Source organism: Natronosporangium hydrolyticum, assembly GCF_016925615.1.
Classification (GTDB): domain Bacteria; phylum Actinomycetota; class Actinomycetes; order Mycobacteriales; family Micromonosporaceae; genus Natronosporangium; species Natronosporangium hydrolyticum.
The window spans coordinates 4,523,970-4,549,320 of the sequence record NZ_CP070499.1 but is presented as its reverse complement, the minus strand read 5'-3'; the positions used below and the strand labels follow the sequence as shown (position 1 = coordinate 4,549,320).

Here is a 25,351-nt window from a genome sequence, read left to right as displayed (position 1 = left end):
TCCGCCTACGATGGTTGCTCAGACCGTCTAGGGGAGCGCTGAAGACCCGTGCCCATACTTGAAAAGATCCTCAATGCTGGTGAGGGGCGGCAGGTTCGTCGGCTCAAGAAGGTCGCCGATGCCGTCAACTCGATCGAGGACGACTACACCGACCTGAGCGACGCCGAGCTGCAGGCGCTGACCGACCAGTATCGTGAGCGGCTGGCCGACGGCGAGAGCTTGGACGACCTGCTGCCGGAGGCGTTCGCGACCGCCCGGGAGGCGGCGCGCCGGGTGCTGGGGCAGCGAGCCTACGACGTCCAGGTCATGGGCGGGGCGGCGCTGCACTACGGCAACATCGCGGAGATGAAGACCGGTGAGGGTAAGACCCTCACCGGTGTCCTCCCGGCGTACCTGAACGCGCTCGCCGGCAAGGGTGTCCATCTGGTGACGGTGAACGACTACCTCGCCAGCCGGGACGCCGAGTGGATGGGCCAGGTCCACCGCTTCCTCGGGCTGACGGTGGGCGCGGTGCTGCCCGGCCAGACCTCGGCCGACCACAAGGCGGCCTATGAGTGCGACATCACCTACGGCACCAACAACGAGTTCGGCTTCGACTATCTGCGTGACAACATGGCGATGTCGGCCGGCCAGCTGGTCCAGCGCGGACACTTCTTCGCGATCGTCGACGAGGTCGACTCGATCCTGATCGACGAGGCCCGGACGCCGCTGATCATCTCGGGTCCGGCGGAGCACTCCCAGCGGTGGTACCCGGAGTTCGCGCAGATCGTGGCGCGGATGCAGCGGGGCACCGAGGGCGGCGGCGACTACGAGGTGGACGAGGCGAAGCGGACGGTCGCGATCACCGAGCGCGGGGTCGCCAAGGTGGAGGACCGGCTCGGCATCGAGAACCTTTACGAGCCGGTCAACACACCGTTGGTCGGCTATCTCAACAACGCCATCAAGGCTAAGGAGCTGTACCGCAAAGACAAGGAGTACATCGTCAACAGTGACGGTGAGGTCCTGATCGTCGACGAGTTCACCGGCCGGGTGCTCGCCGGGAGGCGGTTCAGCGAGGGGATGCACCAGGCGATCGAGGCCAAAGAGGGCGTCAAGATCAAGCAGGAGAACCAGACCCTCGCTACGATCACGCTCCAGAACTACTTCCGGCTCTACGACAAGCTCGCCGGCATGACCGGTACCGCCCAGACCGAGGCGAGCGAGTTCAACAAGGTCTACGACGTCGGGGTCATCACCATCCCGACCCACCTGCCGATGGTCCGGCTGGACAAAGCCGATGTGATCTACAAGACCGAGAAGGCCAAGTTCGAGGCGCTGGTGGAGGACATCGTCGAGCGCCACCAGCTGGGCCAGCCGGTGCTCGTCGGCACCACCTCGGTCGACAAGTCCGAGATCCTGGCGACGATGCTCAAGCGGCGGGGCATTCCGCACAACGTGCTGAACGCCAAGTTCCACGCCAAAGAAGCCGAGTTTGTGGCGCAGGCCGGCCGTAAGGGCGCGGTCACCGTCGCCACCAACATGGCCGGGCGAGGCACCGACATTCTGCTCGGCGGCAACCCGGAGTACCTCGCCGCGGCCGAGCTGCGCCAGCAGGGGTTCGACCCGGTGGAGCAGCCGGAAGAGTACGCCAAGGCGCTGGAGACCGGCGTCGCCAAGTGGCGGCAGGTCTGTGACGGCGAGGGCGAGGAGGTGGTCGCCGCAGGTGGTCTGTACGTCCTGGGCACTGAGCGACACGACGCCCGGCGGATCGACAACCAGCTGCGTGGCCGGGCCGGGCGGCAGGGTGACCCGGGTGAGTCGCGGTTCTACCTGTCGCTACAGGACGATCTGATGCGCCGCTTCCGGGCCAGCGCGGTCGAGTCGGTGATGGAGCGCCTCAACATCCCCGACGATGTGCCGATCGAGTCGAAGATGGTCTCCCGGCAGATCAAGAGCGCGCAGACCCAGATCGAAGGCCAGAACGCCGAGATCCGGAAGAACGTCCTCAAGTACGACGAGGTGCTCAATCAGCAGCGCCAGGTGGTCTACGCCGAGCGTAAGCGGGTGCTCGACGGGGAGGACCTGCGGGACCAGGTCCGGCACATGCTTGAGGACGTGGTCGGTGACTACATCAGCGGCGCCACCAACGAGGGGTACGCCGAGGACTGGGACCTCGATCAGCTGTGGAGTGCGCTCAAACAGCTGTACCCGGTCGGGCTGACCATCGACGAGCTGCTCGAAGAGGTGGACGGTGACCGTTCCGCCCTGGAGGTCGACCAGCTGCGGTCGCGACTGCTCGCGGATGTGATGGCCGCCTACGAGCGGCGCGAGGAAGAGCTCGGCGAGGCGACGGTCCGCGAGGTCGAGCGGCAGGTCGTGCTCAGCGTGATCGACCGCAAGTGGCGCGAGCACCTCTACGAGATGGATTACCTCAAGGAGGGCATCGGGCTGCGGCAGTACGCGCAGCGCAACCCGGTCGTGGAGTACCAGCGCGAGGGCTTTGCGATGTTCCAGACCATGCTGGAGGGGATCAAGGAGGAGTCCGTCCGGTTGCTGTTCAACGCGGAGGTGCGGGTGCAGCAGCCGGAGGCGGAGGCAGCGGCCACCCCGACCCAGCCGGCGGCCAAGCCAGCGATGCCGCTGCCGGTGGGTCAATCCCCGGTGGAGGTCCGTGCCCGCGGGCTGCGGCCGGCGCAGGCGCAGCCACAGAACCTTCAGTATTCCGCGCCGACGGTCGATGGCGAAGCCGGCTCCGGCGGGGTCACCACCGAGCGGGAGTCCGACCGTCCCGCCGCCCCGGCGCTCGGCCTCGGCCGCGGGCCGCAGGTCGGCGCGGGTCCGGCGATCGGGGCGGCTACCGCCGGCCGAGCCGCCGAGTCGCAGCAGCCGAACCGCTCCGGCGACAACCGCGGGGCCGCCGACCGGTCCGGAGGCCGGTCGGGCGCGGCCCGGCAGCAGGCGCCCGGCCAGGCCGTCGGGTCGGCGCCGTCCCGGAACGCGCCCTGCCCCTGCGGCTCCGGCAAGAAGTACAAGCGCTGCCACGGTGCTCCCGCCGGGGGCGCCTGACCGGGTCACAGCAGCTGCGCTGCACCGGGTCACAGCAGCTGCGCTGCGGTGCACAACCAACGGTCCTGGGTCTGCTCCAGCCGAAAGGCGAGCGCCCAGGACCGTTCGTCCCGCGCCTGCGGCCCGACCCGGGCACCCACCACGACCGCTAACTCGGCGACGCCGGGGCGGGGCTCGCAGGTGCGCATCTGCCGGACCTTCACCAGGCTTTCCCGGCGAGGGCTGGCGCGCTGCGGAGACACCGTTCGCCGCAGCCGGCGTACCGCCTGAGTCATCGCCGCGATCACCTCGGGGGCGGCGAGCGGATGGGTCACCGCCCGCAGGTGGTTGACCGCCCGGTAGCCGTTGAGAATCTCCAGGCAGGTGTTGACGAAGCGGACCGCCGCGGCGGTCGTGGCAGGCGCGGCCGCGGTGGGAGACCGCCGATCAGCCGAGCCGCCGCTGGCGCCGGCCGGACCGCTGGTGCCCGCCGGCGCCAGCGGTTGGGGGGCGGCGAGCATCGGCTGCGAAGCCCCGGCGCTGCGCCAGTCGGTGGTCGCCTGATCGTCGAAGGGCGGATCGTAGGTGGGGGCGGCGCGCAGTCGGAGCTGTGGCGGTGTCGCCAGGGTCGGTCGCATGCTGCCCTCCCGGTGGCCATTTCGTCGCAGTGCGTCGTGGCTGCCGACAATAGCGACCGATGTCAACTATTCGATCTAGGTCGAGCGACGGCCGGTCGTCGCCGCCGCTCGTGATCTACTGGGGCCATGACCGGTCCCCCGATCCGTGCCTACCTACCGGGTACCTTCGCCGTCCTCGCGACGCTGCGTCGGCAGCGGGAACTGCCCCCCGGGGCGGCGTACGCGGTCACCGCCGGGCTGCGGGCGGAAGCCCCCGGCGAAGACGACGAGACGCTGGAGTACGAGGCGTTCTGCCGGGCCGCGGACGCCTCGTTGGCGCTGTTGCGGGGCGGGCACACGGCACCCCGTCGAGTGGTGATCGCGGTGGACCTCCCTGCGGCGCAGGTTGCCGGCGCGGCCGCGGCGGATGTGGCGACGGTCAACCTGGCCGGGCCGGTGCCGTTGACCAGGGTCGCGGCGATCCATGTCGACGGGGTGGCCGCCGAGCCCGCGGTGGCCGCGGCGCTCGACGCAGCCGACCCGTCCGGGACCGAACTCGATGAGGAGCTGGAGTGGTACGACGTCTCCGAACTTGATCAGTTGGTGCCGGCGGAGGCGGGTTGACCGTCGTCTTCACTCGACGCCGGGTCAGCTGCGCGCAGGGTGCGCCCGATCAGCACGGTGGCGACCACCGCACCGACCACCAGCACGATCAGCGCGCGGTTGAATCGGGCCGCGTTGAAGTAGTTCAAGACCGCCTGGTCGTCCGCGCTGGCGGCGCTGACCAGCTGGAACAGGCGGGTGCCGGCGATCCGGGTCACCGCCTCCGCGATCAGGATCAGTAGCCCGGGCAGCGCACCGGCGACCAGGAACGCGGGCCAACGCAGGTTGGGGCCGCCGACCCGCCGCAGGTAGACATATCCGACCGCGCCCGCGGCCACGCCCGCGGCGAGGGAGGCGGTCAGCGACGCCCAACCGCTCGCGGCGATCACCGACTCGGCGGTCTCACCGGCGCCGAAAAAGCTGCGGAGGTCCCCCTCGAAGATCCGTTCCAGGAGCCCGACGACGAAGACGACCAGCGCCCCGACCGCGCCGGCGGCGACGACCGCCCCTTCTCGTACCCCGGCTAGCAGGCCACCGAGCATGGCGGCGGCGGCGACCGCGCCGCTGAGTACCAGGATCGAGGGCAGGCCGTCGTACCCCAGCAGGATCGGGGTGGCGACGGCGACGCCGGTCAGCAGGCCGGCTCCGGCGCCGGTGCCGAACCGGGGCAGGCGGCGCCGGGCGGCGGCGCCGGCGAGCCGGCTCAGCAGGTTGACTGCGGTCAGCCCGACGGCGATGCCGGCGATCAGGCTCGCCGAAATCACCTGTGGTAGCTCCAGGGCGGCCCGGGTGACGGTGAGCGGGTCGGCATCGGGAGAGTCGCCGATCGCCTGCCGCGCCGACGAGAGCATCGCCAGCAGCCAGGCGAGCGCCAGCACCGCCAGCACACCGGCGGCCGGGGCCACTGGTGTGGGTTGGCCGCCGGAAACGGTGACCGGCGCGGGTTGGTCGCCGGCGGCTGGAGCTGGCGCGGGTTGGTCGCCGGCGGCTGAGGCCGCCGGCACAGCATCGTCGGCCGCGTCGGCCGGCACGTCGCGCGCCGAGGTCTGCTCATCTGTCATGGTGGGTCCCTCGAGGTCCGCCAGCGGGCCGGCCCCCAGACTACGTCGTGGGTCCGACCCGCTGCGGTGTGGCCGGGCGGCAGTGGTGCGCTGGGTCGGGTGATGCCGGCGGGGTTGGTCGCCGGTACCGCCCACATGAAAGGATACGAACAGGGTTCGACCCTGACCTCGCCAGTGTTGCCGAGATCTTGGAGGGCGCGATGGACGCCATTTTCACCGTGCCGGAGCCGCGTAACGAGCCGCCCCGGGAGTATTCCCCGGGCAGCGCCGACCGCGAGCGCCTGCAGCGGCGACTGGCCGAGCTGGCGGGTGCGCCGACAGACCTCACCATGACGATCGACGGCCAGCAGCGCATGGGTGGCGGCGCGCCGATCAACGTGGTGCAGCCGCATCAACACCGGCACGTGCTGGGAGTCATGCACAATGCGTCCAACGCCGATGCGGAGGCGGCGGTAACGGCGGCGGTAGCCGCCGCACCGGCGTGGCGGGCGATGCCGTACGAGGACCGCGCCGCCATCTTCCTGCGCGCGGCGGACCTGCTCGCCGGCCCGTGGCGGGATTCGATCAACGCGACGACGATGTTGGGTCAGTCGAAGACGGTGGTCCAGGCCGAGATCGACGCCGCCTGCGAGTTGATCGACTTCCTTCGTTACAACGTCGCGTTCGGGCGTAAGCTGCTCGCGGAGCAGCCGATGTCCCCGCCCGGTGTGTGGAACCGGTTCGACCACCGGCCGCTGGAAGGGTTCGTCTACGCGATCACCCCGTTCAACTTCACCGCGATCGCGGGTAACCTACCGGCGGCGCCAGCGCTGATGGGCGTGCCGGTGGTGTGGAAGCCGTCGCCGACTCAGCAACTCGCCGCGCACATCACGATGCGGGTCTTCGAGGCGGCTGGCCTGCCGCCGGGTGTGATCAACATGGTGACCGGCGACGGCCTGGCCGTCTCGGAGGTGGCGTTGGCCCACCCGGAGTTGGCCGGCCTGCACTTCACTGGCTCGGCCCAGACCTTTCAGCTGCTGTGGCGCACGATCGGCGAGAACATCACCCGCTACCGCAACTATCCCCGGATCGTGGGGGAGACCGGCGGCAAGGACTTCGTCGTCGCCCACCCCAGCGCGGACGCGGACGCGCTGCACACAGCGTTGATCCGGGGCGCCTTCGAGTACCAGGGGCAGAAGTGCTCGGCGGCCTCCCGGGCGTACCTGCCGCGTTCGATCTGGGAAGGCGGCCTGCGGGACCGGCTGGCGGCGACCGCGGACTCACTGACCTACGGCGATGTCACCGACTTCCGGAACTTCGGTGGCGCGGTGATCGACGCCCGGGCGTTCGCCAAGCACTCGGCCGCGCTGGACATGATCGCCGGCTCGGACTCGTGTTCGGTGATCGCTGGCGGCACCTGCGACGACTCGGAGGGTTGGTTCGTCCGGCCGACCGTGGTCGAGTGCACCGATCCGGAGCACAAGGTCTTCACCACCGAGTATTTTGGGCCGATCCTGGGTGTCCACGTCTTCGACGACGACCGGTTCGAAGATGTGGTGCGCCAGGCCGAAGGAGTCGCGCCGTACGCGTTGACCGGGGCGATCTTCGCTGACGACAAGCGGGCGGCGAACTGGGCCAGCGAGGTGCTCCGCTACGCGGCCGGCAACTTCTACCTCAACGACAAGCCGACCGGTTCGGTGGTCGGCCAGCAGCCGTTCGGGGGAGCGCGGGCCAGCGGCACCAACGACAAGGCCGGTTCCTGGCACAACTTGATCCGGTGGGTCTCCCCGCGGGTGATCAAGGAGAACTTCGTCCCGCCGACCGACCACACCTATCCCCACATGGGCTGACCCTCACCCGCCCCCCGCTGCGTCGATCATGAGCCTGCTGCGTCGATCATGAGCGTAGTGACCGACACGCCCGGTGTGTCGGTCACTACGCTCATGATCGGCCGGACGAGGGCGAACGTGCTCAGACGAGGTGGCCGCGGCGGTGGAGGGTGGCCAGGAGCCGCTCGATCCGGACCGCTCCCGACAACGCCGCCAACGCGATCGCCGCTCGGGGCTCCCGCCAGTTCTGCCGGACCGTCTGCTTCGTCCAGTGCCAGGCTGCCCGCCGATTGCCGCTCGCCGCAGACCAACAGGCCAGCCGGCCGTAGACCCGGGCCGCCTCTGGCCGCCCAGACTCCAGCTGCGGATGCCGGGCCATGATCCAGCGCAGCGACGAGATCTTGGTGGTGTACTCGTAGCTGTACGGCGAGGTGTACCGCCACAGCATCCGCACCAGCGGCTCGTCCACATGCGCGATCGGGGCTCGCCGGGCGGCCCGCAGCAACAGGTCCCAGTCCTGGTTCTGGTTGCCGGGCGCGTCTTCGGCGAGCAGGCCGATTCGGTCTGGGCCGACCAGCGCGGCGCGCCGGATCAAGAACGTGGACGAGGGGAGGGTAGCGAGCCGGGCCCGGGTCAGGTCGGCCAGGTCGATCCGGTCCAGCCCGGCCAGCCGTGGCGTACGCCGGCCGTCGTACTCAAGCTCGGTGGCGCAGGTGGCGACCTCCGCGCCGGCCGCGGCGGTGAGCGCCGCCACCTGGGCCTGCAGCTTCTCGGGCGCCCACACGTCGTCGTCGTGGCAGAACGCGACCAGCTCGGTGGCGAGCGCCAAGACGCCGGTGTTACGGGCACCGGTCAGCCCCGGGGTGCGCTGGTTCATCAGTACCGTGACCGGGCGGTCGCCACCGGCGGCGAGCGCCACGTCCGGCTCCGCCTGGTCATGCACGATCGCGACGTGAATCGGCCCCGGGTACGCCTGGGCCAGGACGGCGGTGAGGGCCCGCCGGAGCAGCATGGGCCGGTTGCGGGTCGCGATGACCACTCCGACCGAGGGCCACGCCGCGACCCGCCGGTGCGTCTTGCTCCGAATCACACCCTCCCTAACGAGGCGCCGGCCAGGGCGAAACTGCCGGTTCGACATTGTTCGATGGCAATTTCGACAGTACGGCGGCCCGCTGGGCAGGCCGCGGGTCGACTCAGTCGGCGGTGGCCGGCCGGGTGGCGTCGACGGTGGCGTGGAGATCGCCGACGGCGAGCCGGATCCGCAGCGAATCGCCGGCGGTGACCTCGTCACTATCGAGGACCACCCGGCCGTCGCCCCGCTGCACCACCGCGTACCCGCGGGCCATGGTGGCGGCCGGGGAGAGCGCCCGCAGCCGGGCATGGGTGTGGCGTAGTTCGTCTGCGGCGGCGTCGAGCCGGTGCCCTAGGCAGCGGCGGGCTCGGTCCCGCCAGGCGGTGGTCTCTTCAGCCCGGGCCGAGACGAGGACCTGCGGTCGCGCCAACACCGGCCGGGACCGGTACGCGTCGAGCCGGTGCTGCTCCCGGTCCACCAGGCCGGCCACCGCCCGCCGGATCCGTTGCCGGCCGGTAACCACGAGCCGGGTCTCCTCGGCCAGATCGGGAACCACCCGCTTGGCGGCGTCGGTGGGGGTCGCGGCGCGGAGATCGGCGACGAAGTCCACCAGCGGGCTGTCGCTCTCGTGCCCGATCGCGGTCACCACCGGGGTCCGGGCGGCGAAGACGGCGCGGCAGAGCGCCTCGTCGGAGAAGGGCAGCAGGTCCTCGACGCTGCCGCCGCCGCGAGCCAGGATGATCACGTCCACGCCGTCGTCGCTGTCGAGCATCCGGAGCGCCTCGATGATCTGCGGGACCGCGGTCGGGCCCTGCACCGGGACGTTGACCACCCGCAGCTGCACCGCCGGCCAGCGCCGTTGGCTCACCGCCGCCACATCCCGCTCGGCGGCGCTGCCACGGCCGGTGATCACGCCGACTCGGCGCGGCAGAAACGGCGGCCGGCGCTTCCGATCCGGGTCGAAGAGGCCTTCGGCGCGCAGCAACTTACGCAGCTGCTCGATCCGGGCGAGGAGTTCACCCAGACCGACTTGGCGTACGTCGTCGGCGCGCAGCGACAGCGTGCCCCGGGCGGGGTAGAAGGCGGGCTTGGCGTGGATCACTACCCGGGCGCCCTCGGCCAGGTTGGGCGCGTTGCGGTCGAGCACATCGCGGTTGGTGGTGACGGTGAGGCTGAGGTCGGCCGACGGGTCCCGGAGGGTGAGGAAGACCGTGCTGGCGCCCGGGCGCCGGGAAATCTGGGCGATCTGGCCGTCCACCCACACCCAGCCGAGCCGGCCGATCCACTCGCCGATCCGCTGACTCACCACCCGTACCGGCCACGGCTGCTCCAGGCTGCTTCGAGACGATTCCGGGGTAGGCTCGGCCACCTGGCTGAGCCTACCCCGGTCGACCAGCGCCGCAGCTCAGCTACCGCGCGCTGCGCCTACGAGCGACGCGGAGCGCCCGGATCAGCCGGCCGCACTACCGCGGTTGGCGGCGGCCCGTACCATGGTCGGGTGGACGCTGACCAGAGGACCGACCGTAAGCGGGTGCTGCTGGCCAAGCCGCGCGGCTACTGCGCGGGTGTCGACCGGGCGGTGCAGACCGTCGAGGAGGCGCTCAAGCTCTACGGCCCCCCGATCTATGTGCGTAAGCAGATCGTGCACAACAAGCACGTGGTGCGCACCTTGGAAGCGCAGGGGGCCATCTTCGTCGAGGAGAACGACGAGGTGCCCGAGGGTGCGATCGTCATCTTCTCCGCCCACGGCGTCGCGCCCGAGGTGCACGAGCAGGCCCGGGAGCGCAAGCTGCGGGCGATCGATGCCACCTGCCCGCTGGTGACCAAGGTGCATCACGAAGCCAGGCGGTTCGCCAAGGAGGGTTACGAGATCCTCCTGATCGGCCACGCCGGCCACGAAGAGGTCGTCGGCACGGCGGGTGAGGCACCCGACAACATCCAGCTGGTGGAGAGCCCGGAGCACGCCGACCAGATCACCGTCGCCGACCCAGAAAAGGTGGTCTGGCTCTCGCAGACCACGCTCTCGGTAGACGAGACCATGCAGACCGTCGAGCGGCTGCGCACCCGACTGCCGCTGCTGCAAGCGCCACCCAGCGACGACATCTGCTACGCCACCCAGAATCGGCAGCAGGTGGTGAAGGAGATCGCCCCCGACTGCGACCTGGTGCTGGTGGTGGGTTCCCGCAACTCCTCCAACTCGGTGCGGCTGGTCGAGGTCGCGCTAGAGACGGGTGCCCGCGCGGCCTACCTGATCGACTACGCCGACGAGATCGATCCGGCGTGGTTGGTCGGGGTGGGCACGGTGGGGTTGACCTCCGGCGCCAGCGTCCCGGACGAGCTGGTGATGCAGGTGCTCGACCACCTCGCCGAGCAGGGTTTCCACGACGTGGCGGAGGTGAGCACCGCCGACGAGACCCTCACCTTCGCGTTGCCGCAGCAGCTCAAGAAAGACCTTCGGGAAGCCGCGGCAGCCCGGGCCGGGGCGGCTGCGAAGCTCGCCGGCACCGCCGCCGAGCAGTAGCCCGCCGGGCGTCCCCAACGCTGTCGCCGGGTCAGCTGTCGCCGGGTCAGCTGCTTCCGGTCAGCTCGGCCGGTTCGGTCGGCTCGCCGGTCTCGGTGGGCTCGGCCGGCTCGGCCGGCGCTGGTTCGGCCGCGCGTTGCCTGGTCTGTGGCGATAGCGGTGGGGCCGACGGGCTGACCGGGACCGCCACTACCGCGGTCCCGTAGGCGCAGATCTCCCCCCACATATCAGTTACATTGCGGTGGTCGAAACGCATCGCCACCACCGCGTTGGCGCCCAATGTCTGGGCGTGGCGGATCATCTGGTCGACCGCATCGAGTCGCCATCGGGTGAGCGCCTTGACCAATTGGGGATTGCCACCGCCGTGCAGCTTCCGGACCCCTTCCCGGTACGGGTTACGGGTCCGACCGGTCACGCCGATCGCTTCTCCGAGTACCTGCCGGATCTCATATCCGGGAATGTCGTCAGTGGTGACCACCAGCATTGGAAACCTCGCAACCAGGATCGGCACCGGCTCGGCCGGTGCCGATCACGTCTTTGTGCGATGTCATGCTCCGACCATGTCCGCGGCCACGAAAATCCAAACCTGGGCCCCCGCGAGGTGACCCAGCCGCGATAATGCGGCGGACCGCCGCGGTCAACGATCCCATTGCGTACCAACAGTTCCGTCTAACCCCACCGGCACCCTCGCGTACCGCAGTGGCGTTTGCTTTCCGGCCGGCCGGGTAGAAACGACCTGGGTCCCCGCCCGATGTGTAGATACTGACGTCTAACTTGGGGGCAGTGTGATGGACCGACCGTACGACCAACGACACCGCGCCGGCCGACTACGGATAGCGATGCTCGTACCGCCGTGGTATGAGCTTCCGCCGCCCGGTTACGGCGGTGTGGAACAGATGGCCGCCGCGCTGGTCGATGCGCTGGTTGCGAAGGGCCATGAGGTTACGGTGATCGGCGCCGGTGTGCGCAGCGGCACCGCCGGCCGATTCGTCTCCACCGTGGCCGAGCCGCAACATCTCCGTCTCGGCGAAGGGTTGCCCGAGCTGCTGCACGTCGCCCGGGCCAACCAGCTGCTGGCCGAAGGCGACTTCGACGTGGTGCATGACCACACCTCGTCTGGTCTGCTCACCGCCGGCACCCGGCCGATGCCAACTGTCGCAACCGTCCACAACTGCCCCAAGGGGGAGCACGGCGATCTGCTCGCCGCGCTCGGGGAGACCGAGGTCTCGCTGGTCGCGATCTCCGCGGCGCAACGACGGACCCGGCCCGAACTACCCTGGTCCGCAGTTATCCACAATGGTCTCTCGACGGAGGGGTTGGCGAACACCCCACCGGACCCCCGGCCGGCGACGCAACGGCCGGTGCTGTGGCTCGCCCGGTTCAACCCGGACAAGGGGCCCGACCTGGCGATCGAGGCCTGCCGCGCGGCCGGCCTCCCGCTGGTGCTGGCGGGGAAGTGCACCGAACCAGGGGAGCGAAGCTACCTGAGCGAGGTGATCGCGCCGATGCTCGGACCGGACACCGAGCTGGTACTCAACGCCGACCGGCGGCGGTGCCAGGCGCTGATCCGGTCGGCTCGCTGCCTGATCCTCCCGATCCGTTGGGAGGAGCCGTTCGGCATGGTCATGGTGGAGGCGATGGCGGAGGGGACGCCGGTGGTGGCGCTGCGCCGAGGTGCGGTGCCGGAGGTGATCCGGGCCGGAGTCACCGGGCTGATCTGCGACGAGCCGGAGCAGCTACCGGCGGCGCTGGAACAGGTCACCTCGATCGACTCGATCACCTGCATCAGCCACGTCCAGAATTCCTTCTCCGCGGAGCTGATGGCCAGCCGCTACGAGCAGGTCTACCGGCGGGCGGTTAGGCGTTCCCTCGCCCGGGAGACGGCGCCGGCCTACGCACCGGTCGGACAGCGGACGCTGCACGGATTCTGATCGTCGGACGCAGCGGCGGCCCGGCCGCTGACTCGGGTGGCGACCTCCGGTGGGCTCAGAAGTCGAACCCGCCCAGGTCGCCACCGAAGTCGCCGCCGGCGTCGAAATCGCCACCGTCGCCGAAGTCACCACCGTCGTCGCCGGCAGCCATATCGTCGCCGCCAGCGCCCGGATCGCCGAAGGCGGGAGCGAACATTGCGTTGAAGAGCAACATGCCGCCGACCGCGCCAGCGGCGCCAGCCAACGCCGGCTTCCAGATCGGCTGCGAATACCAACCGGCAGGCATCGGCCGCCCCTGCACCCGGCCCCCCGGGTAGTAGTGGGGTTTGTCCTCGCTCGGGTTCGGGCCGGCCTTGAAGGTCTGACCCTCCACCTCGACCTGCCGCTCCTGCGTCAACTGACCAGCGCCCCGCGCGGCAGCCAGCTGCGGCAGCTCCGGCCCCGGGTCGATACCGAGCGCCACCCGGGCCGCCCGCGCATACATCAGACCCTCCAGTGCGGTCTCCTGTGCCAGCCGGAACTGGTGAACACTGCCGGCCTGCTCCAGCTGCGAACCGGCGGCGTTGTAGCGCTCGCCAGCGTCGGCCAGCGCCTGCCGCACCGCCGGATCGTCGCCGCTGAGGTTCATCACCTGGCCGCCGAGCCGCTCATACCACCGGCGGGCCTCGGCCGCGGCGTCGGCGAGCTCCCGCTCTCGACGGGCCGCCGCCTCCTTCTGCCACCACCAGAAGGCTCCGCCGACCACCAGCACCACGAGCAGCAGCAACAACAACTCCATACGTCAACGCTACCCGACCCCGCTACGGGCATCCGTACCCATGTGTCCCACCCGTCTGGCATGCTGCCGCGGTGAGTGTTTCCACCCTGGCCGTCGTGGTGGTCTGCCTCGCCGCGGGGGCGGCGGTTGGCTGGCTGGCCGCCCGGACCCGCGCCACGACCCAGCTGGCCGAGCTACGCGCCACGCTGGTGGCGACCCGGCAGGGCGAGGCCAGACTGGAGCAGTCACTGCGCGCCCTCACCTATGAGGCCACCGCCGAGTCGCACGAGGCGGTCTCCCGGGCGGTCGCGCCGCTGCAGGAGACGCTGCTGCGGTATGAGCAACGGGTCGCCGAGCTGGAACGGGAACGCACCGACGCGTACGCGGAGCTGCGCACCGTATCGGGGGAGCTGCGGCAGGAGACCAAGCAGCTGGTGGCGGCGCTGCGGGCGCCGCAGGTACGGGGCCGGTGGGGGGAGCACCAGCTGCGCCGGATCGTCGAGGCCGCCGGCATGCTGGCCCATTGTGACTTCTCCGAACAGGTCACCGCCAGCATCGAAGAGAAGACCGTCCGCCCCGACCTGGTGGTGCGGCTGCACGGCGGCCGGACCGTGGTGGTGGATGCGAAGGCGCCGTTCGAGGCGTACCTGGCGGCGATGGAGGCCCGCGACGAGGCCGGCCGTGAGAAGCACCTCGCCACCCACGCCGGCCACCTGCGCCGGCATGTCGACAGCCTGGCGGCGAAGTCCTACTGGTCGGCCTTCCCGCAGGCCCCCGAGTTTGTGGTGCTCTTCGTGCCCGCGGACCCGTTCCTGGACGCGGCGTTGCGGCACGACCCGAGCCTGCTGGAGCACGCGTTCACCCGCGACATCGTGCTGGCCACCCCCGCCACGCTCGTAGCATTGTTACGGACGGTCGCGTACGCGTGGCGGCAGGAGGCGTTGGCCCGCAACGCGGCCGAGGTGCACACCCTCGCCCGGGAGCTGTACGCGCGGCTGAGCACCATGGGCGACCATCTGTCCAAACTCGGTGGCTCGCTCGGCGGCGCGGTCACCGCCTACAACAAAGCGGTCGGTTCGCTGGAGGCAAGGGTGCTGGTCAGCGCCCGCAAACTGGCCGAGTTGGGGGTCGCCGACTCGGAGCTGCCCGCGCCGGAGCAGGTGGAGACGGCCCCCCGGCAACCCCAGGCCCCCGAACTCGTCAACGAGCCGCCGCCCCGGCCCTGACCGCGCTTCCGCACCCCCGGTCCGGCCCGATCGGCTGGAGCCGGTCAGGCGGCGGCCGGCACCGGGGCGGCGACGGGCAGGTCGTCTACCCCTACCGCGGCGAAGAGCACGATTGGCAGCTCCGGGTCACCCTGGCCCACCGCCAGCCCCACCCACCGGTCCGCGAGGTCCGGTCGCCACACCAGCATCTCTCCGCTGAGCTGGGCGAGCTGGGCGACGGGTTCCGGGGTCGGAACGTCGCTGACCGCGACCGGGTCGAGCGCCACCTGTTCCGGGCCACCCCAGCGGGCGGTGAGCTCCGCCACCAGCGCGGCGTGCTCGGCCTCGATCTCGGATTCGGCCGCCGCCAGCATTTCTTCGCTGCGGTCGGCCCAGAAATCTGGGCTGGCCTGGAGCGCGTGCAGGTGGTGTCCGGGGCCGCTGGTGTGGTACCCCTCTCTCGAGGGGTCCTCTGGGAACGGGCGCGTGAGCAGCGTGTCGATGAGCGCTAACCGGTCGGGCGTGGTCATGGCCCGAGCGTAGGAGTCATCCCCGGGGGCGCGACAGCGCCAGTTTCGGCTTTTTTTAGTGGTTGACCGGCCGGCTAAGGTGGGAGCCCATCGAGCCGCCGCTGTGCTGGTGCAACTGCGCCGCTGAGTCCTCGTCGGCGGCGTCGACGGTGTTGGCCGCGGCAGCGGTGTTGAGACCCAGGGTCTCGACATGCTCACCCACCTGCCGTGCCCCGCCCACGACCCGCCAGCCGAACCCCATGGCGGCAAGCTCGATCCGGACGCTGCGAAACGACTGCCCGGCGTCACCGAACGCAGCGGCGCAGCGGCCGGCCCAGGAGTCCCACGACTCGGCCGTGCCCGCGGTTTGGTGGCCAGCACTCGCGGCAGTGCCAGTGTCAGCGGAGATGAAATATGTGCCGCCCATCAGTCACTTCCATTCTATAGTGCTGCACCCTGAGTTTGCTCTGATGGTGCCTAGCCAGTCTCGGTGGGTTCGTGATTCGCCCAATCCTCACAAGGGTCGGCGTACTCTGGGTCAGTCATTGGCCATATAGCAGCTCCGTCCACGAGCCATTGCGATGACTCAAGATCATGCGTGACGATGAAGCCTGTCAACAGCGGATTGGTCGCAGCGCTCCGTGGCAGCATTCGTTGGCGGGACCGTTGCTCCCACCAGCCGACGTCCTCGCAGAACAGGACCTTGATGGACTGGTGCTTGTGGTGCTCAACGTGCTGTACCCATATCCAGACCTCGCCGTGGCCGGGGTCTTCGAAGTAATCGTCACCGAATAGCCAAACATCAGCGATGCCGACGCTCTCGGGTTTGGTTGTCCATTGATAAAGGTGTAGGTCGTCGGGTAGCGCGCCCAAGGTGTATCGATAGTAATCCAGCGCGCGATTGGCCTGTGCCGCCTTTATGGCTGCCTCGAAATCAGTATCCATCTCCGCGATCCCGGTTTCCCAGTGAAGGTGCGTGTCGCCTACACCGTCGAGTGGCATCAGCGCGAAGGCTTCCTGTTCGGTATCGGGCGCAGGAGTCGTTGGGTCAAACGTCGCAGGACTGGCCGGATCGTTCTCCGGCGAAGCCTTCCCGCTCGAACACGCTGCAATTAGCGCCACGGTCAGGATGACCGATAGTGCTCGAGCCGAACCCGGATAGCTCATCCTAAGGCTCCGATCTCGGAGGCAGCCGCAAGACCGCCCGAGCCGCCTCGAAACCATTCGCGTAGCTCTGCGCCGCCGTGCTCGTAGCTGGCCCGATTACGGCCGCCGCTTCGGTGTTCTGTGGCCGACCAGGCGTGTCACCGTATCCCTTATAGCGTTCCCATGCCGCTTGGTCGTCGGGTCCCCATTCTGATACCGGCTTCGGCGTCCCATCCTGGCGCATGAGCTGGTCGGGTAGATCCGGTAGAGCGCCGCTTTGGTAGAGCGCTGCCTCCATCATCGCTACCGCCTGTTCCTCACCATGACCCATGACCTGCGTCATGAGGTAGTGGCTCTGCGCGCGGTTATCGACAAATTTTCCGTCCGCTAGCCCTTCAAGAGTTGACGAGCTGATCTCGCTGAATGCGTAGCCGGCGCCAGGGACCAGTCTGACGCTGTCGGTCGCCGCTCCGAGAATATGCCCGGCGATGTCGAAATATTCGTTTTCTTGTGCGTTGCTGCTCTGCTCGCGCTGCCAGGCCTCATGCCAGTGGCTGTGGCTTGCGCCGGCATCCACGGCGCCCATAACCGCACCGCTCTGCTCCGCTATCAATTCGAGGGCGTCAAGTCGTCGATCACCATCGGGGTTCAGCGGTGCGGCGTCCGGGTAACCCAAGTAATCGAGGTATGACTGTGCGGTGTAGGTCACCTGCGCCACTGTCACAATCTCGTGCGACTGCTCGTCTTTGCCCACCTCGGCGAGCAGCCGGAGCAGGTGGGTCTTATCCAGCTGCGCCCCTCGATCGCCAGGGCCCATCGCAAGGTCCGCAGGAAGCATGCTGCGGTTCACGTCGACGATGTAGTCGGCGAGCATGGTGGCGAGCGGTTCACGGAGGGTGGGCGGCACGATGTTGTAGTCAACGTCGGCGACTGTCGCGCTCGCTCCCGGGACTGCACCGTTCGGATATCCCATCGCCCGTTCGTCCGTGGCAAGCTCGTAGACGATCAGCTCCATCACCTCGACGGCGCGCTCATCATCAAGACGGGTGACCTCCACCAGCATGTCGCCGAAGCGGGTGAGGGCCGGCCGGTACGGGTAGTTGTCGAGATTCTCCGGCGGTGGGTTGTTGTAGAGCTCGCCGGTGTTGACCAGGTCCGCCGGCCATTCCCGGTCTGTGAGCAGGTAGTCGAGCCGTGGCAGGCGGAACCCTCGGGGCGGCGGGCTGATGCCGTAGTCAGTGTCACCCTCGGCCTGTGGCACCTTCGGTGTGCCATCCGCCCAGGTGGCACCCCCCAGCTCTCGGACTCCGTGGAGGACGGCCAGAGCGCCCTCCGGATTGCGCTCCATCGCGGCCATCAGCCCGCCCATGGGGTCGAAGCCGGCCGCTCCACCCGGCTTTGTCCAGTCCAGCCGCATGTGGAAGAAGTTGGAGCCGACCCCGATATCTTCGGCCCAGAAGTCGCTTCCACCCTGGGCCATCTCGAAGTCGATCATGTCGCCGCCGACGATGACCAGAAACCGGTCGTCGAAGTCGCCGTTGTTGAGAAGCGGAGCGAGCAGTTGGTATCCGTAGACCGGGACACCACCGTTGGGGAACGTGGTCCCCGGCCCGCCGAGCTGGTACTGCTGTTGACCGGCCCGGGTCAGCTCGACCAGGAACGACGCAGGCAGCTCGTGGTCGCCCGGCTGATATGTCCCGTACGGCGTTTCGACGCCGCGCTGGGCTGTCGCGGTTGCGAGTCCTTCGCCGAGGAGCCGTTGGATGTCGCCGACGAGTTCGCTGCGAGCGTCCCAGTCCGGGTTGTTGCCGGGCTGGTCGGGGGTCTGGATCGCGAGGTTGCCGTTGAGTAGCAGTAAGCCTTCCGGGCTGAGGCCGCTCAGGAAGTGGTACCAGAACGCTTCGTCATCGGCGAACCGTTCCAGCAGATCGTGGAACTCCGCAAGTTCGGCCTCCGTAGGCTGGTGGGCTGGGTCGCTGAGCAGCCCGGCCAGTCGCAGCGCCTCGGTCGGGGCAGCTGCCGACTCCCATCCTGCGGTGAAGAAGCCGGCGAGTCCGATCCCGCCAGGCAACGTGCCGGTGTGTCGGGCGAACTCTAGATGCTCCCAGGTAGGACCATGTTGGAACATGCTTGTGACCCGGCGGGAGCCTTCTTCGATGTGCTCGTTATGGGCGTCGGCCCACTTGTCGCACAGCTCGCGGATCAACTCGTCGCGCTTGTGCTCGCGGACGCCGTCGAGGTCGCGAACGGGTAGCCCCAGCAGCGAGTTCGACTCCACGAAGCGTTCCACCTCGGCGGGCACGTCGTCGCGTTGTCGTTGCAGCTCGGCGACCCGGTCGTTGAAAGTCCGGACCTGATCTGCCCACACACGCGTAGCGGTGGCCGCCCACGCCAGATCCGACGCAACGTCATACGCTTGGGTCATGACCGGTTTGGGGGCGGCCCGAAGCTCCTCCGACGCGATCCCATCCCACGAGGCGGTCGCCGGTTTGAAGGCCGAGTCGGTAAGCAACTGAGTGTCCACGACCTCCTCAGCCAGCTCCATGAACCGACGTTCCCGGACCTCGAGCAGGTTGGGGCTGGCTGGATGCTTCTCGAATGGGCTCAACGCCCGCCTCCCTCAGGGGAGTTGCCTACAGTGACGACATCACCACTATAGACTTATGCTGCCGGGCTGCCATGGGGTCGTCAGGAAGATGACTCAGATCCTTCCGGGCGCGAGCCCTTCGTGTTCGAGCAGCCACCGTTTGACGTCCAGCCCCCAGAGATAGCCGCCGAGCCCGCCGTCGCCCCGGATCACCCGATGGCAAGGGACGAAGAGGGCCACGTCGTTGCGGGCGCAGGCGTTGGCGGCGGCCCGGACCGCCGATGGCCGGCCGGTCTGAGCGGCGAGAGCGGTGTAGGTGATCGGTCGGCCCGGGGGCACCGACCGCAACACCCGCCGTACCTCGGTGTGGAATTCACCGGCCGGCTGCGGTCGGACCGCCACCTCGTCCAGCACCGACAGGTCACCCTCCAGATAGGCGTAGACCGCCTTCGAAACATCGCCGAGGTCAGCCTGGTATGTCGACTCGCGGAACAGTGCATGATCCGCGCTCGAGAAGACAGCCCGGCAGACCACGCCAGGCTCGGTCACGGCGATCGTCAACGGACCGGCCGGTGTGTCGATGGTGGTGTGGTTCATGCGAGCCTCCAGAGTCGCATTAGCGCGTACGAGCGCCAGGGCGCCCAGTGGTCGGCGGCGTAGGCCGCCAGCGGGCTGACCTCGTCGGGTAGCCCGAGCGCGCGGGCGGCCCGACGGGCGGCCAGATCGGTGGCGAGGAACACGTCCGGCTCGCCGAACAGGCGCAGCCGCAGGTAGTCAATGGTCCAGTCGCCGACCCCGGGCAGGTCGCGCAGCGCGGCCACCGTCGCTGCCCGGTCGGCATCCGGGTCGAGGGACAGATCACCGGTGTCGACCGCGGTGGCCAGCGCCCGCAGCGTCTCCCGGCGGCGGGTCGGCATCCCGAACGCGGAGTCGGGCAGCTTGCGCAGGGTCGCCGGGTCCGGGAACGGCGCCAACCGCGCGTGGTCGGCCGATGGCGGTCGGGCCGCCGCCACCAGCCGGCCGAGGACGGTCCGGGCGGCGGCGACCGAGATCTGTTGCCCCACGATCGCGCGGACCGCGAGTTCGAATCCGTCGACTGCCCGCGGCACCCGTACCCCGGGTTCGGCGGCGACCGCGTCTCGCAGTCCGGGGTCGTTGCGCAACGCGCTATCCACCGCTTCCGGGTCGGCGTCGAGGTCGAGCAGCCGGCGGCAGCGGGCCACCGCGGGCGCCAGATCCCGGACGTCGGTGAGCCAGAGCTGCGCCACGATGTGGCCATTGGCCGGGCCGAGCGCCACAGTGGCGGGTCCGTGCGGCAGCCGGAGGGCCCGCTGGTACGTCTCGGCCTGCCACTGCTCGACGCCGGGGATCGTACGGGCGCCAAGGAAGGCGAGCAGCGCCGGCGCGTGCAGCGGCGACCGGTACGCCAGCCGTACCGTGATGCCGCTGGCGGCCTCGACCGGGTCCGCCGCGGCGATGATCTCGCCCGAAGCGCTCCCGGGCCGTTGCCGGGCTGGGCGGAGTTGGGTGGGCGACACCCCGTACACCAGCTTGATCGTGTCGTTGAACTGTCGCACGCTGCCGAACCCGGCGGCGAAGGCGATCTCGCCGAGGCTCAGCTGGGTGGTCTCCACCAGCACCCGGGCCGCCTGCGCCCGCTGCGCCCGGGCCAGCGCGAGCGGGCCGGCGCCGACCTCGGCGGTGAGGAGCCGGTGCAGGTGACGTTCGGTGTAGCCGAGCCGGTGGGCCAGTCCCGGCACCCCGGCCCGGTCGACCTCGCCGTCGGAGATGAGCCGCATCGCCCGGCCGACCGTGTCGGCCCGCTGGTCCCACTCCGGGGAGCCGGGCACCGCGTCGGGCAGGCAGCGGCGGCAGGCCCGGAAGCCGGCGCCGTGGGCGGCGGCGGCCGACCGGTAGAACCGCACGTTGCCCGGCTGCGGGGTACGGGCGGGGCAGGAGGGGCGGCAGTAGATCCGGGTTGTGGTGACCGCGGTGACGAACCAGCCGTCGAAGCGCCGGTCCCTACTGCTCACCGCCCGGTAACACCACTCGAACTCCAGCTCCATGCCTCGATCCTGCCTCGCAGACGGGGCAGATGCTCGCGGAAATCGGACGTGGCGGTGGGCGGGTCGGTGTTTCCTCAATTAGGCTGTTTCCCGTGCCGGGAAACAGTGCCTTTCGGGAAACGTCGCTGCTAGGCGAGGTGGGGAAGCGGGTGCAAGGGCTCCTGCCCGACCGCTGGGCCGCGGCCGTTTCCGAGGATGGTGCGAACGGCCGGGCGGGTGTCGGGGGTGACGGCCTATTGAGCATCCGTTCCCCAAACGGGGAGATCGCGAACTGGGTAGTGGAGGCCAAAGCCCAGTTTCGGGTAGCTGAGCGGCACCTGCGAAGTCTGGCCGCCAGCGCCGAAGAGCGGTTGCTGCTCGTGAGCCCGTACCTGGGACCAGCTATCCGGGCCCGTTGTGAGGAGGCTGACATCGACTACCTGGACCTGACCGGGTGGTGTCGGCTCAGGGCAGATGCCCCAGCGGTCTTCGTGCGATCGGTCGGCGCCGCAGCCGATCCGAGACCTCGCCGCCGAGGTCAAATCGCGAGGCTTAGCGGCCCAGGCGCTGGGCGGGTCATCCGATCGTTGCTTGACCGGTCGCCCTCGAAACAGGACGAGCCCACGGTGACAGTGCGGGAGCTGGCGCGGCTTGCCCGGGTGGCCCCCGGCACAGTCTCGAAGGTGTTGCGCACCTTGGATGACGCAGGGGTCCTGGCGCGGTCCGAGCGAGCGGGGCGCTTCGAACAGGTGTACAAGCGGCACCTCGTCGAACGATGGGTCCAGGATTACACGTTCGTCAAGGCGAACCGGGTCGGTTGGTACCTCGCGCCGCGCGGGCTGCAATCCGTGCTGGACGAGGTGGCTGGTGCGGGTGCTCGGGTAGCCGTGACCGGCTCATATGCGGCTCAACGACTCTTGCCTCGCTCAACCGTCCCGTTGACCGCAATGACGCAGCTCGCTCTTTATGTGTCCGACATAGAGTCGGCGGCCGGAGCGCTTGAGCTCGTGGAGACGACTCCTCCCAGTGCGAATGTCCTGCTGGCTCAGCCATACGATGTGGAGCTGTTGAGTACTCGAAACGATACTGGTGGTGATCTTGTGTCGGTGGGCCCTGGCCAGACAGTGGCTGACCTCCTGACCATGCCGGGCCGTGCCAGGCAAGAGGCAGAACAGCTGATGGACGCTTTGGCCTCAGAGGACCGGGGCTGGCGCTGACGATGGAGTTCACGTCGCCCTACGTCGACGCGCGTCGCGTACTCCTCGACGCCGTCGAGGCGTTAGGAAGTCACGCGGAGTCAGCCATCCTCGTCGGAGCCCAGGCCATCTACCTCAGGTGTGGCGCAGGCGATTTTGCGGTGGCGCCTATGACGACCGACGCGGACCTTGCGTTGGACGTTGCTCGTATTGAGGACGAGCCCGAGATCTTCGCCGCGATGGAGAAGGCTGGCTTCGTGGCAGGGTCCAGCCAGGCAGTTGGATCGGTGCTGGCGGGGTTGCGGTCGATTTGATGACCGTGCCGCACCAGAGCAACCGCTCGGGTAAGAGTGCCCGGTCAGCGTACATACCTCCGCATCGCAACGGCGTTGCCCGGATCACCCACGGGCTGGAGGCAGCGATCCTCGACCACGAACCGATGCGAATCGCGTCGCTTGATCCGGATGCGGGTCCTCGTGTTTACCAGCTTGCGGTTGCCGGTCCGGCTGCGCTGCTGGTTGCAAAGCTGATCAAGCTTGGGGAGCGGGTTGGGCAGGGTGCCCCGGAGCGCATACATGCCAAGGACGCGCTCGACGTGCTGCGGATCCTCCAAGCTACTCACTACGGGACTCTTGTCGCTGGGCTCCGGTCACACCGGTCGAGTGAGTACGCCAAGTCGGTCTCAGAAGACGCGATGGCATACCTCACTGCCTATGGCCGAGGCACAGGGGCGCTATTCGCGCAACTCGCGGCGGAAGCGGTCGGCGGTGACCCGGTCACCGGCGCTAGTTTCGCGGCGCTGGCCGACCGGTTGCTGGCGGCGGTCGACTCGTAGACTTGCGAGGTTGGCCGGTCTGGTCAGGGGCGCGGCGCACCAGCTGAAGGGGTAAACGGGTTCGGATGTCACTCACTATCGGGATCGTCGGGCTGCCCAACGTCGGCAAGAGCACGCTGTTCAACGCGCTCACCAAAGCCGGGGCGCTAGCGGCGAACTACCCCTTCGCCACTATCGAGCCGAACGTCGGGATGGTCGGTCTGCCGGATTCGCGGCTGGACGTGCTGGCGAAGATGCACGAGTCGGCGCGGGTGGTGCCGGCCCCGGTGCAGTTCGTCGACATCGCAGGCTTGGTCCGCGGCGCCTCCAAGGGCCAGGGTCGGGGCAACGCCTTCCTGGCGAACATCCGCGAAGCCAACGCCATCTGCCAGGTGGTGCGCGCCTTCTCCGACCCGAACGTGGTGCACGTCGACGGCGATGTCTCGCCGGCGAGCGACATCGAGACCATCAATACCGAGCTGATCCTGGCCGACCTGCAGACGCTGGAGAAGGCCCTGCCGCGGTTGGAGAAGGAAGCTAAGGCCCGGAAAGATCGGGCCGGGCTGGCGGCCGCTGCGGCCGCCGCGGCGAAGCTGCTCGACACCGGCACCACCCTGTACGCGGGGGCGACGGCGGCCGGCATCGACCTGGCGGAGCTGCGGGAGCTGCAGCTGCTCACCACCAAGCCGTTCCTCTACGTCTTCAACGTCGACGAGGAGACGTTGGCCGACGAGGGGCGGCTCGACGAGCTCCGTTCGCTGGTGGCGCCGGCCGAAGCGGTCTTCGTCGACGCGAAGATCGAGTCTGAGCTTACCGACCTGCCCGAGGAGGAGGCCCGTGAACTGCTCGCCTCGGTCGGGCAGGCGGAGCCGGGTCTGCACCAACTGATCCGGGTCGGGTTTCGCACGCTGGGTCTGCAGACCTACCTCACGGCCGGGCCGAAGGAGTCCCGGGCCTGGACGATCCCGGTGGGGGCGACCGCGCCCGAGGCGGCCGGGGCGATCCACACCGACTTCCAACGCGGCTTCATCAAGGCCGAGGTGGTCTCCTACGACGATCTTGTCGCCGCCGGTTCCCACGCCGCCGCGAAGGCCGCCGGGAAGGTGCGGATCGAGGGCAAGGAGTACGTCATGCACGACGGCGACGTGGTCGAGTTCAGGTTCAACGTATAGGCCGGCGGCGATGCCTACGGTTCTGCACTGATCGGGGCGGCCGTAGGACTCTGCTGGCTAGCTCGGGTCACGTGATCATCAGGCGTCGCCGCAGCTCAGGTGGGGCTACGGGGTTTGCTTAGGCATCTGCCAGCGGCCGGGTTGTCGGGGGAAATCGCTGCAGAATCGGCTCCGGGCAGCTCGCCTCATTTGACTGAGCCGCAAGGGGGCGACGATAGCCGTTACTATCTCGCCCGCGCCGGCGAGCATCTATCTCTTGGTGGGCTGAGTGGCGCCTGATCTGTCAGGTTCAGCCTGGTTTGTCGCCCTAGTGGATCACCACTCAACCCACCAAGGGGGCTGAGGTGCCGAGCGACGTCGGGGACAGCTTCGCGGAGAGCGTCGGATCGGAGGGCGGCGTAACTGGTTGGGCAGCGCCTCCGTCCAGGGCCGCCCCCCGCCGCGCGTGGGTTGACCATGAGGTTTGGGACCAGAATGGGCCCCATCCATGTACCTAGGTCCATGATCAACCCAAAGGGTTAGGCCCGGGCTGCCCGGAAGACCAGGATGCGGGAGGTGTCCAGGGCCGGTCCGCCGTGCCAGTCGCCGGCGACGGTGATGTCGGCGAAGCCGGCCGCCGCGAGTTCCCGGCGGAACTCGGCCTCGTCGCGGAAGTAGAGCACGGAGGTGTAGACCCGGTCTTCGCCGTCCGGGAAGACGTTGTGGGCGTCGAAGACCACCCGCCCGTCGGCCACCTCGGTGACCACCAGCCACTCGCGTAGCAGCCCCGCCGGTATGACCCGCTCGCCGTAGGTGGCATCCGGAGTCCATTCTTCCCACTGCCGGTACGCCGGTTGGCGGCTCTCGAAGCTGAGGGTGCCGCCGGGTCGGAGGGCGGCGGCGAGGGCGGCGAGCGTGGCCGGCAGCGCCGCCGGGCGGACGTGCATCATCGCGTTGGCGGTGGAGATGGCTAGGTCGGCGTCGCCGGTCGGCGGGATCGCCGCCGCGTCCCCCAGGATCCAGCTGACCGCGTCCGCGCCGGGCTGCTTGCGGGCGTGGTCGAGCATGGTGGCGCTCGGGTCTATCCCGATGACGGTACGGCCCGGGGTGCACAGCGACCGGGTCAGCAGCCCGGTGCCGCAGCCCAGGTCGATGATCTTCTCGGCGCCGATTTCGCCGGCGAGCGCCCGATAGTACGCACGGTCCGGCCCGTCGGGGTTGTCTACGTCGTAGAGCTCGACGAGCTCGGTGTCCCGGTATGGATCATCGATCATGGCGGGAGCGTATAGGCGGTCGCCAGCCAG

23 protein-coding genes are annotated in these 25,351 nt (G+C 69.2%); 10 read left to right on the top strand and 13 right to left on the bottom strand.

What is annotated here, in order from left to right; genetic code table 11:
• The first annotated feature begins 48 nt into the window (after positions 1-48).
• Positions 49-3,045, top strand: a complete 2,997-nt coding sequence (secA, locus tag JQS43_RS20495; RefSeq protein WP_239676004.1) for a preprotein translocase subunit SecA — start codon at positions 49-51, stop codon at positions 3,043-3,045.
• 29 nt (positions 3,046-3,074) lie between these two features.
• Here the strand turns inward: secA and JQS43_RS20490 are convergent, their stop codons facing one another.
• Positions 3,075-3,662, bottom strand: coding sequence for an Rv3235 family protein (locus JQS43_RS20490; RefSeq protein WP_239676003.1), 588 nt, complete (start codon positions 3,660-3,662; stop codon positions 3,075-3,077).
• Positions 3,663-3,788: 126 nt separating this feature from the next.
• Here JQS43_RS20490 and JQS43_RS20485 point away from each other — a divergent pair, with 126 nt between their 5' ends.
• On the top strand, positions 3,789-4,265 hold the full coding sequence (locus JQS43_RS20485; RefSeq protein WP_239676002.1) for a DUF6912 family protein: 477 nt from the start codon (positions 3,789-3,791) through the stop codon (positions 4,263-4,265).
• Here the strand turns inward: JQS43_RS20485 and JQS43_RS20480 are convergent.
• Entirely contained in the window at positions 4,238-5,305 is a 1,068-nt protein-coding gene (locus tag JQS43_RS20480; RefSeq protein WP_239676001.1) for a hypothetical protein, read from the bottom strand. The genes JQS43_RS20485 and JQS43_RS20480 overlap by 28 nt on opposite strands.
• Positions 5,306-5,505: 200 nt before the next feature.
• Here JQS43_RS20480 and pruA point away from each other — a divergent pair, with 200 nt between their 5' ends.
• Positions 5,506-7,134: an L-glutamate gamma-semialdehyde dehydrogenase gene (pruA, locus tag JQS43_RS20475; protein ID WP_239676000.1), complete on the top strand. Its 1,629-nt coding sequence runs from the start codon at positions 5,506-5,508 to the stop codon at positions 7,132-7,134.
• A gap of 121 nt (positions 7,135-7,255) precedes the next feature.
• Here pruA and JQS43_RS20470 read toward each other — a convergent pair whose 3' ends face one another.
• Both JQS43_RS20470 and xseA read right to left on the bottom strand, forming a co-directional pair.
• Positions 7,256-8,203 (bottom strand): glycosyltransferase family 2 protein, encoded by a 948-nt coding sequence (locus JQS43_RS20470; RefSeq protein WP_239675999.1) that lies wholly within the window; start codon positions 8,201-8,203, stop codon positions 7,256-7,258.
• A gap of 103 nt (positions 8,204-8,306) precedes the next feature.
• Positions 8,307-9,554, bottom strand: coding sequence for an exodeoxyribonuclease VII large subunit (gene xseA / locus JQS43_RS20465; protein WP_239675998.1), 1,248 nt, complete (start codon positions 9,552-9,554; stop codon positions 8,307-8,309).
• A gap of 129 nt (positions 9,555-9,683) precedes the next feature.
• Here xseA and JQS43_RS20460 point away from each other — a divergent pair, with 129 nt between their 5' ends.
• Positions 9,684-10,706 carry a 4-hydroxy-3-methylbut-2-enyl diphosphate reductase gene (locus tag JQS43_RS20460; RefSeq protein WP_239675997.1) on the top strand — a complete coding sequence of 341 codons (1,023 nt, stop codon included), beginning with the start codon at positions 9,684-9,686 and terminating at the stop codon, positions 10,704-10,706.
• Positions 10,707-10,752: 46 nt separating this feature from the next.
• On the opposite strand, the gene JQS43_RS20455 is transcribed toward JQS43_RS20460, so the two are convergent.
• Positions 10,753-11,190, bottom strand: coding sequence for a YbjQ family protein (locus tag JQS43_RS20455; RefSeq protein WP_239675996.1), 438 nt, complete (start codon positions 11,188-11,190; stop codon positions 10,753-10,755).
• 304 nt (positions 11,191-11,494) lie between these two features.
• Between JQS43_RS20455 and JQS43_RS20450 the strand changes: the two genes are divergently transcribed.
• Positions 11,495-12,637, top strand: a complete 1,143-nt coding sequence (locus JQS43_RS20450; protein ID WP_420847607.1) for a glycosyltransferase — start codon at positions 11,495-11,497, stop codon at positions 12,635-12,637.
• A 55-nt stretch (positions 12,638-12,692) separates the two neighbouring features.
• Here JQS43_RS20450 and JQS43_RS20445 read toward each other — a convergent pair whose 3' ends face one another.
• Positions 12,693-13,415 carry a hypothetical protein gene (locus JQS43_RS20445; protein WP_239675994.1) on the bottom strand — a complete coding sequence of 241 codons (723 nt, stop codon included), beginning with the start codon at positions 13,413-13,415 and terminating at the stop codon, positions 12,693-12,695.
• 71 nt (positions 13,416-13,486) lie between these two features.
• Here JQS43_RS20445 and JQS43_RS20440 point away from each other — a divergent pair, with 71 nt between their 5' ends.
• Entirely contained in the window at positions 13,487-14,620 is a 1,134-nt protein-coding gene (locus JQS43_RS20440; RefSeq protein ID WP_239675993.1) for a DNA recombination protein RmuC, read from the top strand.
• 44 nt (positions 14,621-14,664) lie between these two features.
• Here the strand turns inward: JQS43_RS20440 and JQS43_RS20435 are convergent, their stop codons facing one another.
• From JQS43_RS20435 to JQS43_RS20410, 6 genes are all read right to left on the bottom strand, one after another.
• Positions 14,665-15,129: a hypothetical protein gene (locus JQS43_RS20435; RefSeq protein WP_239675992.1), complete on the bottom strand. Its 465-nt coding sequence runs from the start codon at positions 15,127-15,129 to the stop codon at positions 14,665-14,667.
• A 55-nt stretch (positions 15,130-15,184) separates the two neighbouring features.
• Positions 15,185-15,535, bottom strand: coding sequence for a hypothetical protein (locus JQS43_RS20430; protein ID WP_239675991.1), 351 nt, complete (start codon positions 15,533-15,535; stop codon positions 15,185-15,187).
• Positions 15,536-15,585: 50 nt separating this feature from the next.
• The gene (locus JQS43_RS20425; RefSeq protein WP_239675990.1) at positions 15,586-16,275 is read right to left on the bottom strand and encodes a hypothetical protein; all 690 of its coding nucleotides are present in this window, start codon (positions 16,273-16,275) and stop codon (positions 15,586-15,588) included.
• A gap of 1 nt (position 16,276) precedes the next feature.
• Positions 16,277-18,862, bottom strand: a complete 2,586-nt coding sequence (locus tag JQS43_RS20420) for a hypothetical protein (RefSeq protein WP_239675989.1) — start codon at positions 18,860-18,862, stop codon at positions 16,277-16,279.
• A 93-nt stretch (positions 18,863-18,955) separates the two neighbouring features.
• Positions 18,956-19,438 carry a methylated-DNA--[protein]-cysteine S-methyltransferase gene (locus JQS43_RS20415; RefSeq protein ID WP_239675988.1) on the bottom strand — a complete coding sequence of 161 codons (483 nt, stop codon included), beginning with the start codon at positions 19,436-19,438 and terminating at the stop codon, positions 18,956-18,958.
• The gene (locus tag JQS43_RS20410; protein ID WP_239675987.1) at positions 19,435-20,907 is read right to left on the bottom strand and encodes a DNA-3-methyladenine glycosylase 2 family protein; all 1,473 of its coding nucleotides are present in this window, start codon (positions 20,905-20,907) and stop codon (positions 19,435-19,437) included. Before JQS43_RS20410 ends, JQS43_RS20415 begins: the two co-directional genes overlap by 4 nt.
• A gap of 605 nt (positions 20,908-21,512) precedes the next feature.
• Here JQS43_RS20410 and JQS43_RS20405 point away from each other — a divergent pair.
• The 4 genes from JQS43_RS20405 (at position 21,513) to ychF (ending at position 24,068) form a co-directional block, all read left to right on the top strand.
• The gene (locus JQS43_RS20405) at positions 21,513-22,103 is read left to right on the top strand and encodes a hypothetical protein (RefSeq protein ID WP_239675986.1); all 591 of its coding nucleotides are present in this window, start codon (positions 21,513-21,515) and stop codon (positions 22,101-22,103) included.
• Between the two features lie 2 nt (positions 22,104-22,105).
• Entirely contained in the window at positions 22,106-22,396 is a 291-nt protein-coding gene (locus JQS43_RS20400; RefSeq protein ID WP_239675985.1) for a hypothetical protein, read from the top strand.
• Complete coding sequence (locus tag JQS43_RS20395) at positions 22,396-22,917, top strand: hypothetical protein (protein ID WP_239675984.1); 522 nt, start codon at positions 22,396-22,398, stop codon at positions 22,915-22,917. Before JQS43_RS20400 ends, JQS43_RS20395 begins: the two co-directional genes overlap by 1 nt.
• Before the next feature lie 65 nt (positions 22,918-22,982).
• Positions 22,983-24,068, top strand: a complete 1,086-nt coding sequence (ychF, locus tag JQS43_RS20390) for a redox-regulated ATPase YchF (protein ID WP_239675983.1) — start codon at positions 22,983-22,985, stop codon at positions 24,066-24,068.
• A gap of 518 nt (positions 24,069-24,586) precedes the next feature.
• On the opposite strand, the gene JQS43_RS20385 is transcribed toward ychF, so the two are convergent.
• The gene (locus tag JQS43_RS20385; protein ID WP_239675982.1) at positions 24,587-25,321 is read right to left on the bottom strand and encodes a class I SAM-dependent methyltransferase; all 735 of its coding nucleotides are present in this window, start codon (positions 25,319-25,321) and stop codon (positions 24,587-24,589) included.
• Positions 25,322-25,351: the final 30 nt, after the last annotated feature.

Bases quoted from the DNA above. Each gene is read 5' to 3' on its own strand.
- JQS43_RS20485 (WP_239676002.1), top strand. From the start codon at position 3,789: ATGACCGGTCCCCCGATCCGTGCCTACCTACCGGGTACCTTCGCCGTC.
- JQS43_RS20490 (WP_239676003.1), bottom strand. From the start codon at position 3,662: ATGCGACCGACCCTGGCGACACCGCCACAGCTCCGACTGCGCGCCGCC.
- JQS43_RS20435 (WP_239675992.1), bottom strand. From the start codon at position 15,129: ATGACCACGCCCGACCGGTTAGCGCTCATCGACACGCTGCTCACGCGC.
- JQS43_RS20385 (WP_239675982.1), bottom strand. From the start codon at position 25,321: ATGATCGATGATCCATACCGGGACACCGAGCTCGTCGAGCTCTACGAC.
- ychF (WP_239675983.1), top strand. From the start codon at position 22,983: ATGTCACTCACTATCGGGATCGTCGGGCTGCCCAACGTCGGCAAGAGC.
- JQS43_RS20410 (WP_239675987.1), bottom strand. From the start codon at position 20,907: ATGGAGCTGGAGTTCGAGTGGTGTTACCGGGCGGTGAGCAGTAGGGAC.
- pruA (WP_239676000.1), top strand. From the start codon at position 5,506: ATGGACGCCATTTTCACCGTGCCGGAGCCGCGTAACGAGCCGCCCCGG.
- JQS43_RS20395 (WP_239675984.1), top strand. From the start codon at position 22,396: ATGACCGTGCCGCACCAGAGCAACCGCTCGGGTAAGAGTGCCCGGTCA.
- JQS43_RS20455 (WP_239675996.1), bottom strand. From the start codon at position 11,190: ATGCTGGTGGTCACCACTGACGACATTCCCGGATATGAGATCCGGCAG.
- JQS43_RS20425 (WP_239675990.1), bottom strand. From the start codon at position 16,275: ATGAGCTATCCGGGTTCGGCTCGAGCACTATCGGTCATCCTGACCGTG.
- JQS43_RS20430 (WP_239675991.1), bottom strand. From the start codon at position 15,535: ATGGGCGGCACATATTTCATCTCCGCTGACACTGGCACTGCCGCGAGT.
- JQS43_RS20400 (WP_239675985.1), top strand. From the start codon at position 22,106: ATGGAGTTCACGTCGCCCTACGTCGACGCGCGTCGCGTACTCCTCGAC.
- JQS43_RS20445 (WP_239675994.1), bottom strand. From the start codon at position 13,415: ATGGAGTTGTTGTTGCTGCTGCTCGTGGTGCTGGTGGTCGGCGGAGCC.
- JQS43_RS20480 (WP_239676001.1), bottom strand. From the start codon at position 5,305: ATGACAGATGAGCAGACCTCGGCGCGCGACGTGCCGGCCGACGCGGCC.
- JQS43_RS20415 (WP_239675988.1), bottom strand. From the start codon at position 19,438: ATGAACCACACCACCATCGACACACCGGCCGGTCCGTTGACGATCGCC.
- JQS43_RS20450 (WP_420847607.1), top strand. From the start codon at position 11,495: ATGGACCGACCGTACGACCAACGACACCGCGCCGGCCGACTACGGATA.